The sequence below is a fragment of the Chungangia koreensis genome, from assembly GCF_042651785.1.
Taxonomy (GTDB): domain Bacteria; phylum Bacillota; class Bacilli; order Bacillales_A; family Planococcaceae; genus Chungangia; species Chungangia koreensis.
Genome location: NZ_JBHSEC010000022.1, coordinates 250071 through 259331 on the forward strand (window position 1 = coordinate 250071; position 9261 = coordinate 259331).

The window sequence follows — 9261 nt, forward strand, 5'->3', positions numbered from 1 at the left end:
CATATGCTGTTTCGGTGTCCTCTTTTTATTTTGAACGAATAAAGGAGGAAGGAATATGGAGTGCCAAGTGCAGACGATTAATCGAACTGCCACAAAGAAAAAAGTGGAATCAATTTTAGAACAATATCGAATTTATCTATTACAAGTCAGTCTCAATAAATTGCCATCCATTACTGCAAAATACACGTTAGTACCTGCCTCATCCAATTTAGTTACTTCATCAACTGAAAAGGCGGCCATTGCCAATGTCGATTATGAAATAGAACGAAACCGGTTTATCGAACAAGTCATAGGAGCAGTCAATCGGCTGCCAGCTGAGGAAAGGAGACTGATGATTCTACGCTATTTCGGGGAGGAAGAGTGGTTTGACTATCAAGTATATAACGAAATGAATATGTCAGAGCGGCATTATTATCGGTTAAAGGCAAGAGCATTTTCTAAGTTCGCCATTGCATTGAATGTTGAAGTATACCAAGAGCGCTGACAATGATAATGTGATGGCAGGTTCAAGGCAGACTTACGGCAGGAAGCTGGCAGAGCATAAACGGAAAAACATGAAATAATGGTAATAAGTAAAAATATCAAAAGACGAAGGATGTGATGGAATCGTTCTATAAATTAAATAGAAGGGCATAACACACCAGTAAACTCTCGCAGTCCAACACCGTTCACACAGATCGGTGTTGTTTTCTTTTATTCCTTTTCCGTTGGGAGGTGTGAAGATGCCAGAAGGAGGATTATCCATGTTTGATACAGTCAAACAGCATGGGGAGGACATCGAGAAGCTCAAGGAAGCTGATCGAAAGCATGATGAACGACTTGAGGGAATCGAGAAAGTGCAGCGAGAATTTAAAGTACAGATTGAATCGATCAAGTCTTCTCAACAAAGTTTGGAATTCACTGTTATGAAAGACGGACAGCAAACGAGGGATTTACTCACGAAGTTTGTAGATCATTACTTCTCTACTGACGAAAAAAAGTTTGTTAGTCAAGAGAAGGTTGCCATGAAGAAGCTAAGTGCAAAAGAGAAGATTATCCTTGCCGTCATTGGCTCACTCGTTGGGTCTGGCGGTATTTTAATGTCCATTGCCGCAATTCTGCAGATTTTCTATTAGAAAAAGTGAGCCAAATACGAAGAGTGAAAGCCGCCAAATGGTGGCTTTTTGCATTGAAAGGGGGTGATTGCCATGTGAGAGGTAGTGCAGGTTGGTTGCTGCTCAGGTCTATGGAAAAACAAAAACTAATATGAGGTGATTTTAAATGGTAAAAGTATTTATTGATCCAGGTCATGGTGGAACAGATCCAGGTGCAACAGCTAATGGTTTACAGGAGAAAAACTTAACGTTACAAATCAGTACGCGAATTAAGGATATTCTGCTTGCAGAGTACAACAACGTAAGTGTATTAATGAGTCGTACTGGAGATCAAACATTGTCACTGACACAACGGACGAATGCGGCAAACAGTTGGGGTGCTGACTTCCTTCTTTCTGTACACATTAATGCAGGAGGCGGAACTGGATACGAGGATTATATTTATCCGGGTGTAGGCACTCCTACAACAACGTACCAAGATTACATCCATGCAGAAGTCATGAAAGTGGTTAACTTCTCAGATCGCGGACAAAAAACAGCGAATTTCCACATGTTGCGTGAATCATATATGCCGGCTCTATTAACGGAAAATGGGTTTATCGACAATTTGAATGACGCTGCAAAATTAAAAACAGCTTCGTTCATCGAATCGATTGCACGTGGTCATGTAAATGGTATTGTTAGGTGCTTCGGTCTTCCTAAGAAAAATACGGCGATCTACCATACTGTAGTAAGTGGGGATACTGTCTATTCCTTAAGTCAAAAGTATGGAAGCACAGTCCAACAAATTAAAGACTGGAATGGACTTGATGATAATTACACCATTTACGTTGGACAAGTATTAAGAGTTAAATAAGTGAATTATAAGATGCCCTGCTCTTCGGAGCGGGGCTATTTTTAGTTTTTAGGCTTAAGGGAAAGGAAGCGGAAGTGGTGAATAAAAATCGCCTACGAGGAAACAACCATAAAACGTTTGGATATTTGGATAATCCAACAAAAAAGCCCCCTTTTAACAGGGAGCTCAATTCTTCACTTTCGTAAACGCCATGCCTTGCTGTTTCATAAAATACTCCAAGGCCGTCTTGAAAGAAGAAAAAGTATTCAATTCATCAATTATTGATAGACCCGATCTAACAAGTTCTTGTGCAAAATGAGGCGTGAATCCAACTAAGACCAGTTTAACCCCCATTAAATCCATAGATGCATTCAAGTTTCCAACAGACTCAGCCAATACTTCGAAATTTGAAATTTCCTTTACGGTTATAGCTGAGAAGTCGATGATTGCCGTTTGAATACGCTTATTGTATACATATTCAAGTAAACGGTGGTTAATTGTTTGAAATCTTTCAGGAGATAATTCGCCGACCAAAGGAACCAAAATTGTTTCTGGAATAACGGAAGGAATGATTGGAGTTGAAAGTTCCTTAACCAGAGCCTCAAGATTCTCAACTTGTTGAGATAATTCCTGTACCTTTTTTTGTAGTTCTTCTTGTATGTTATCCATAAGCCCTCACCATTCAAGTATTTGCTATTCTACCTTCAGTTTAGGAGATATAACTAAATAGTTCAAACGTTTATGAATGATTCTTTCGATTCTAATTCCCCTTTAATGCGTACGGCATTGAACCGTTCGCCTTTTAACCATTTCTCGAAGTCCATCATAAGCGGAAGGCGGTTCCCGCCTAATGAAATTCCAACTTTCATTTCTTTCGGTAAATACATTGCTGTGTGTAGTGTACCTGCCCATGCACCATATTTTGTCGAAAAGACCCCCGATTCTATCTCATTCATCATCCGATAGGCATCGTACGGGCTTGATACGGAATCTTTGTTTGCCTCAATGGCCTTGTACCGCCTTATGGAATCATCCATTCGATAACGGTTCTCTTCAGTGAGAACCTCAAAATGATTCGTACAGTAATTTGCTTCTCGAACTTCAACAACCCTAGGTGATGCCTCAACTGCAACCGGCTGACCACTCTGATCCAGCAATGCATACGTAAAAGAATGTCGGTGTGGTATTTCTTTCAATAATTGAATGGCTTCCTCTATGTTTGAACAGTTTTCCAAAACGATACGGCCGATCATATTGCAAACGAAACCATCATCGGACTTTTTACGATTTATGAAATTATATCCCAAGGAAAGTCCCTTTTCATTCATCCCATCTGTCCTGCCGGTAATCTGCATGGAAGGCCCGGTCGTTGCATAGCCACCGTCCACCGGCTGGTAAAAGACATATCGACCTTCATAGGAGTCGGGTGAATTGTCGTAGTTCCGAATCATGTAATTCTTACCGGTGAAGATAGAGCAGCCACTTTTACCATACTCCAAATAGTAGCCTCCAAATTCCCGGATTGCATCTTCATAATTCATTTCCAATGCATCTGCAAGACCTTCAATTTCTTCTATAATCCTTGGGGCGAAGGTTTCCATCACGGAGCGGTATTTTCCTTCATTGACTATGAAGTGCCTTTCCCGCATTGATTTTGAACCCCATTGTTTTTTTCGATGTGCCAAAATAGGTGAGTTCTGCAGCTTTTGCCCTTGAAAAAAGCCAAAGTCATAATGCGTTCCTCTAAACTGAATGAGATCACTATAAACTCTTGTTGTCATAATTTGCTCCCTTATCTCTTGTATAACTAGTCTACCCATTTGGACGAAAGTATGGAATTAATGTGCTTAAGAATAGGAAGGAGCTTCAACGGTAAGACTTCAATTGATAACGGTTGAATTGAGGTGTGACAATGGGGAACTTTTGGGACATGAACTTCGGAGAAATGATTTTAAGGACAACGCTTTCCTTTATAGTCTTACTCCTACTTGCACGATTCATGGGTACGAAGCAACTTTCACAGTTAACGTTTTTCCATTACATCACGGGAATTACGATCGGCTCAATTGCAGCGGATGTTGCCAGTCAGCATGAGACACCTTTCATCGATGGCGTCATTTCTCTCATCTGGTGGTCGCTTTTAACTGTTCTATTGTCGTATGTGGCGTTAAAGTGGCCAAAGGTGCGTGTCATCATAGAGGACGAGCCTGTACTTGTCATTAAAGAAGGAAAGATTATGGAGTCCGCTTTGAAGAAGGCACGGCTTCATATAGACGATTTGACAATGATGTTGAGGGAACAGTCGATTTTCTCGGTTAAAGATGTTTACTTTGCCGTCATGGAAACGAATGGCCAGCTAAGTGTCATGAAGATACCCGAGTTGCAGACAGCGACAAAGGCAGATGTGAAAGCGTCCAGTTCGGAGATGAAATACTTTCCTGCTGAAATAATATCCGATGGCAAAATCGTCCAAAAAACTTTAAAAGAACTTGAGCTTAGCGAGGAATGGGTGTTGAAGAAACTTAGAAAGAAAGGAATCGATTCAGTAGAACAAGTATACTTTGCCCAAGTCCAGACGGACGGCAGTCTGTTCATCGATGAAAAACAAGACAAACCTGAGCGAAGTAAGAACTGATAGAAACCGCTTTTTCCAACATTATTAGACATCCCTTTTTCAAACATATCTCGGTCAACCCCTGCGTATAATGAACGAAAAAGGCGGTGTCTAATTGAAACGATGGCTCTCAGTAATCGTGATCCTGCTAATTTCAATTGCGGTGGTTGCATATCAGACGAAAGCATCTGACCGTGGCTTCTTCATGCCCGACTCATTGGCGGGAATGACTATCGTCGTCGATCCCGGACATGGGGGTCTTGACGGTGGAGCCAATGTAGGGGAAGTAGTAGAACGGGATATTACATTAAGTATCTCTAAAATGCTTGAAAAAGAATTGAAAAACAGAGGGGCCAATGTGGTAATGACCCGGACTAAATCTGGAGATGCTTTGGCGGAACATCAGCCGAATGATGAGTTCCCGACAGTCCGTGCAAGGAAAATGGCAGACTTGAAGCTTCGGGAAGACATTGTGAATAAAACAAATCCAGATGTATTCCTTAGCGTCCACGTAAACGCAATTCCGCAAGAAAAATGGCGCGGAGCCCAAGTATTCTATCATAAGGAAGGTCATCCGGATGGTGAATTGTTAGCAAAATCCATCCAATCTTCATTTAGAGAAGCGTTAGGGAATACGGACCGAGAAGCGCTCGGCGTGAAGCAAGTTTATTTATTGAAGAAGGCTCCGGTTCCTTCGGTTTTAGTTGAAACGGGCTTCATCAGTAATCCGGAAGAACGGGAGCTGCTCACTTCCGAAAAGTATCAAAAAAAGGTCGCAGATGCAATTGCTGATGGTGTTGAATTATATCTTGATGGAACAGTTCAGTAAGAGTTAGTAGACCCGCCACCTATGTAACGATATGATATAATATAAGTTGAATGTTATATGGAGGAGTGTCCGAACCATGAATGAACAAACAGTACGTGCCTTAGTCGGAGAATTATACGATCCATTTTTACATAGACCATTAGCAGAAACCGGCGGTATTAAAGAAGTATCCATTAAAGAGGAAAAAAATCACGTTAGTGTAAAGTTAGCGATCGCTAAAACTGGTACTAGTGAACAAATGCAGCTACAGATGAAAGTCGTAGATGTATTGAAGAAAGGCGGAGCGGAGACAGTAGGGATCCGCTTCGAGGAGCTGCCTCCGGAAGTGCTTGAACAGTTCCGTGGTCAAGCAACCGAATCGGATGCACAAGACTTATTGTCCCCAATGAGTAAAGTGCAGTTTATTTCGATTGCTTCCGGTAAAGGTGGGGTCGGGAAATCCACTGTTTCCGTAAACCTGGCTGCAGCTCTTGCTCGCCTTGGGAAAAAGGTCGGCCTTGTCGATGCAGACATTTACGGTTTTAGTGTTCCCGATATGATGGGAATCGAGAATAGTCCATCAGTAGTGGAAGGAAAAATCATTCCTGTAGACCGGTTCGGTGTCAAGGTCATTTCAATGGGATTCTTCGTTGAAAACAATGCGCCTGTCGTATGGCGTGGACCGATGCTTGGAAAGGTTTTGAATCAGTTCTTTAAAGACGTACAGTGGGGAGAGCTTGACTACCTCTTGCTCGACTTGCCTCCGGGTACAGGAGACGTGGCGTTAGATATTCATCAGATGCTTCCGGCATCCAAGGAAATTATCGTCACTACTCCGCATCCGACTGCTGCATTCGTAGCTGCCCGTGCAGGTGCGATGGCATTGAAGACGGACCATGAAGTGATCGGCGTAGTAGAAAACATGTCCTGGTATGAAACAAAGTCAGGTGACCGCGAATACGTTTTCGGCCAAGGCGGGGGTCCAAAACTTGCTGAAGAACTTCAAACAGAATTATTAGGACAAATTCCTTTAGGCCAACCAGACTGGAATGAAGAAGACTTCGCTCCGTCCGTATATACAGAAAGTCATCCGACTGGTAAGATTTATGGTGAAATTGCCAAAAACGTAATTGATAAATTATCTTAAGTAAATAAAACTGCACGTTCCGTTTGGGAGCGTGCAGTTTTTTGTGAGTGTCTATTTAAGAACCGCCGCCACCGCCGCTTTGTCCGCCGCTGCCGCCTTGTTTATCTTGTCCACCGCTGCCACCGCCACTTTTCTGACTACCAGCACCTTCACCCGCTGATTTGATCAGTTCTTGCCATTTTGTTTGAAGAAGTGGGCTTTCAATTGTTTCCTGAACTACCTTTTCCATCTCTTTTCGAATGTCTGAGGATTGAAGAACTGTTCCTAACTGTTTTTTCATTTCGGCAGAGCTGAAAAACTCCTCCATGTCTTTCTGGAACGAAGCATCGTTCATGAGCTTCTTCATCACTTCTTCTTGTTGCTTTTGCATACTTTTCGCGACAGTTTCCTGGAATTTTGGATCTTCAAATTGTTTCTTCCAAAAATCCTCCGCTTTTTTTGACAACATTGTTTCCTCGATGGACTTCTTCACTTCTTCCTGTTCAATTACAAGTAATTCCTTGAACTGTGGGTCAGAAAGAGTTTGACGTAGCACCTTCTTTCCGTCTTCTGTTTGAAGGGCGTCCGTCATCATTTTCTTCATTTCATCATAAGTAGGCGAACCGGTTTGACCGCCATTACAACCAGCGAGGAAGAGAAGGGCAATAAGAAGTATATAGATGAATTTATGCATATGGGACCCTCTTTCTTTGCTTCACTTTTTCATTTATTGTTCACATTTAGTAGCGGAATATGTATCATCATGTCCATTAAATAGATTTTTTGAAATTTGGTTGTTACAATCTAAAGTGGAAACCATAAACGGAGGCTCTAATCGAAGTGACAATACGAAATTGGTTTAAATTTTTCTGGAATGCTTTATGGATCGGTGGAGGAATCACCGGTATTTTAGGATTATTCATACGCTGGGATGCTTTTCAGCCATATATAGCAGCGGGCGATTACGGTGAATTTTTTGCCGCGTTCGTTTGGATGGTCTTTTTAGGCTTTACGATGAGCGTAGTCGCACAGGCAGGATTCTTTGCCTACTTGTCAGTTCATCAGTTCGGAGTAAATATGTTCCGTTCCCTTCGCTTGTGGAACTGGGTACAGCTCTTGATCATAACGGTCGTCATTTTTGACTTGATCTTCTTTAGATTTAAACCTGCAGCAGATACTACAGGACAATTCATCATGTATTTGTTCCTTCTTCTCATTTTGCTCATTTCTGCTTTCGTAACAGCACGTTTCAAAGCAAAATGGACGAAACAAGGAGCATTCATTTCTGCACTATTCTTTATGATTGTTATTACAACCCTTGAGTGGCTGCCGGCACTGCTGGTCCAAAAAGGGAATATCGACAGTTGGGTAGCACTCTTATTATTCCCATTACTCGCAGTCAATGCATATCAAATTCTCATGCTTCCTAAATTTAATGCGAAGTCGGAAGAAGATCGGAAAAGGCTTGAAGCGAGAAGAGCGGAACGAAGAAAGCAACAGGCTGGAAAAGGTGTAGCTGAAACAAAAACGAAAAAGAACGGGCGCTGACCCGTTCTTTTTTATTGGGGATATTTTTTCGTCTTGACAGAAACTCCGAATATGACATCTTCGACAGAGTGAAAATCATGAGAAGAACGAAGGCTGTCGATTGATTTAAAGGATATCTTCTCATCTCTATGGTAAGGGATGGAGAGGATATCCCCCTTCCCTAACTTTGGCTTCTGTCCGGTAGTTGACCAAAATACGGAAGAACCGAGGGCATTAATCTCATGTTGATACAGACTTTGTCTCAAACCATCGGAAAACTCTTCGTCCGCTGTTCGGAACCAAAGTGGTTTTTTTTCAAAAACTTTCTCAAAACCTTGTATCTCTTTTTCCAATAAAGAAGGATCTTCCTCATATGCAATTCCAGCTTTACCTAATAGACCTACCGGGATTTTCTTTTTAATGAGTATTTCCACCGCTTTCGGGGAGCGATTCAGCCAGTCTGAGTCTGCCATAATTAGTGGATAAGGACTCTGGAGAGACTCAAGCCATTGGATTACATCTTCTTTCCCGAATGATATATTTACTGTCACTGCTGAACCGTATGTACCTTTTGTAATCACCTCTGGCTGCTCGGTCATTCGGAAGGTGGGCAGTAATCCTCCGTCTTTTGGAACTGTGATCAACAAGAAAAAGAGAAATGCGAATATAAATAGTATCGTTGTTTTGTTAATGATTATGACGCTCCTTTGTATTTATATTGATGGGACAAAATAGGTTTCTATAAAAAAATATGATTTAGTGTTGACATTCATGCATAAACGATGTTAAGATACAAAAGTCGCCGAAATGAGACGGCAAAATGAACCTTGAAAACTGAACAGCAAAACGTCTAACAATAACTGTTTTGATCCGACCTCCGTCGGACAGAACAGACAACAAATTTGGACATCATTATGATGCCAGCAAAACTTATGAGCTTAACTCATACTCTTTATGGAGAGTTTGATCCTGGCTCAGGACGAACGCTGGCGGCGTGCCTAATACATGCAAGTCGAGCGGACTTGAGGGAGCTTGCTCCCGATGGTCAGCGGCGGACGGGTGAGTAACACGTGGGCAACCTGCCCTGCAGATGGGGATAACTCCGGGAAACCGGGGCTAATACCGAATAATCAGTAGCACCGCATGGTGCTATTCTGAAAGATGGTTTCGGCTATCACTGCAGGATGGGCCCGCGGCGCATTAGCTAGTTGGTGGGGTAACGGCCTACCAAGGCGACGATGCGTAGCCGACCTGAGA

At 42.2% G+C, this 9261-nt stretch carries 11 protein-coding genes and 1 rRNA gene; 8 read left to right on the plus strand and 4 right to left on the minus strand.

The window, feature by feature from the left end:
- Nucleotides 1–55 precede the first annotated feature (55 nt).
- The 3 genes from ACFOZY_RS16035 (at nucleotide 56) to ACFOZY_RS16045 (ending at nucleotide 1950) form a co-directional block, all read left to right on the plus strand.
- Nucleotides 56–484, plus strand: coding sequence for an ArpU family phage packaging/lysis transcriptional regulator (locus tag ACFOZY_RS16035; RefSeq protein WP_378157349.1), 429 nt, complete (start codon nucleotides 56–58; stop codon nucleotides 482–484).
- Nucleotides 485–722: 238 nt separating this feature from the next.
- Nucleotides 723–1115, plus strand: a complete 393-nt coding sequence (locus ACFOZY_RS16040) for a hypothetical protein (protein ID WP_378157351.1) — start codon at nucleotides 723–725, stop codon at nucleotides 1113–1115.
- Between the two features lie 145 nt (nucleotides 1116–1260).
- The gene (locus ACFOZY_RS16045; RefSeq protein ID WP_378157353.1) at nucleotides 1261–1950 is read left to right on the plus strand and encodes an N-acetylmuramoyl-L-alanine amidase family protein; all 690 of its coding nucleotides are present in this window, start codon (nucleotides 1261–1263) and stop codon (nucleotides 1948–1950) included.
- Between the two features lie 165 nt (nucleotides 1951–2115).
- On the opposite strand, the gene ACFOZY_RS16050 is transcribed toward ACFOZY_RS16045, so the two are convergent.
- Together ACFOZY_RS16050 and ACFOZY_RS16055 are read right to left on the minus strand one after the other, a co-directional pair.
- A complete protein-coding gene (locus ACFOZY_RS16050; protein WP_378157355.1) occupies nucleotides 2116–2598 on the minus strand; it encodes an STAS domain-containing protein in 483 nt (160 codons plus the stop codon).
- 62 nt (nucleotides 2599–2660) lie between these two features.
- On the minus strand, nucleotides 2661–3710 hold the full coding sequence (locus ACFOZY_RS16055) for a C45 family autoproteolytic acyltransferase/hydolase (protein WP_378157358.1): 1050 nt from the start codon (nucleotides 3708–3710) through the stop codon (nucleotides 2661–2663).
- Between the two features lie 131 nt (nucleotides 3711–3841).
- Between ACFOZY_RS16055 and ACFOZY_RS16060 the strand changes: the two genes are divergently transcribed.
- The 3 genes from ACFOZY_RS16060 to ACFOZY_RS16070 all read left to right on the plus strand — a co-directional run bounded on the left by ACFOZY_RS16060 (nucleotide 3842) and on the right by ACFOZY_RS16070 (nucleotide 6498).
- On the plus strand, nucleotides 3842–4564 hold the full coding sequence (locus ACFOZY_RS16060) for a YetF domain-containing protein (protein WP_378157360.1): 723 nt from the start codon (nucleotides 3842–3844) through the stop codon (nucleotides 4562–4564).
- A 94-nt stretch (nucleotides 4565–4658) separates the two neighbouring features.
- Nucleotides 4659–5372, plus strand: a complete 714-nt coding sequence (locus ACFOZY_RS16065; RefSeq protein ID WP_378157362.1) for an N-acetylmuramoyl-L-alanine amidase — start codon at nucleotides 4659–4661, stop codon at nucleotides 5370–5372.
- 76 nt (nucleotides 5373–5448) lie between these two features.
- A complete protein-coding gene (locus ACFOZY_RS16070; RefSeq protein WP_378157364.1) occupies nucleotides 5449–6498 on the plus strand; it encodes an Mrp/NBP35 family ATP-binding protein in 1050 nt (349 codons plus the stop codon).
- A 55-nt stretch (nucleotides 6499–6553) separates the two neighbouring features.
- On the opposite strand, the gene gerD is transcribed toward ACFOZY_RS16070, so the two are convergent.
- On the minus strand, nucleotides 6554–7171 hold the full coding sequence (gene gerD, locus ACFOZY_RS16075; RefSeq protein ID WP_378157367.1) for a spore germination lipoprotein GerD: 618 nt from the start codon (nucleotides 7169–7171) through the stop codon (nucleotides 6554–6556).
- Nucleotides 7172–7317: 146 nt separating this feature from the next.
- On the opposite strand from gerD, the gene ACFOZY_RS16080 reads away from it, so the two are divergent.
- The gene (locus ACFOZY_RS16080) at nucleotides 7318–8025 is read left to right on the plus strand and encodes a KinB-signaling pathway activation protein (RefSeq protein ID WP_378157369.1); all 708 of its coding nucleotides are present in this window, start codon (nucleotides 7318–7320) and stop codon (nucleotides 8023–8025) included.
- Between the two features lie 11 nt (nucleotides 8026–8036).
- On the opposite strand, the gene ACFOZY_RS16085 is transcribed toward ACFOZY_RS16080, so the two are convergent.
- On the minus strand, nucleotides 8037–8603 hold the full coding sequence (locus tag ACFOZY_RS16085; protein WP_378157371.1) for a hypothetical protein: 567 nt from the start codon (nucleotides 8601–8603) through the stop codon (nucleotides 8037–8039).
- A gap of 352 nt (nucleotides 8604–8955) precedes the next feature.
- Here ACFOZY_RS16085 and ACFOZY_RS16090 point away from each other — a divergent pair.
- Nucleotides 8956–9261, plus strand: a 16S ribosomal RNA gene (locus ACFOZY_RS16090); the annotation flags it as partial.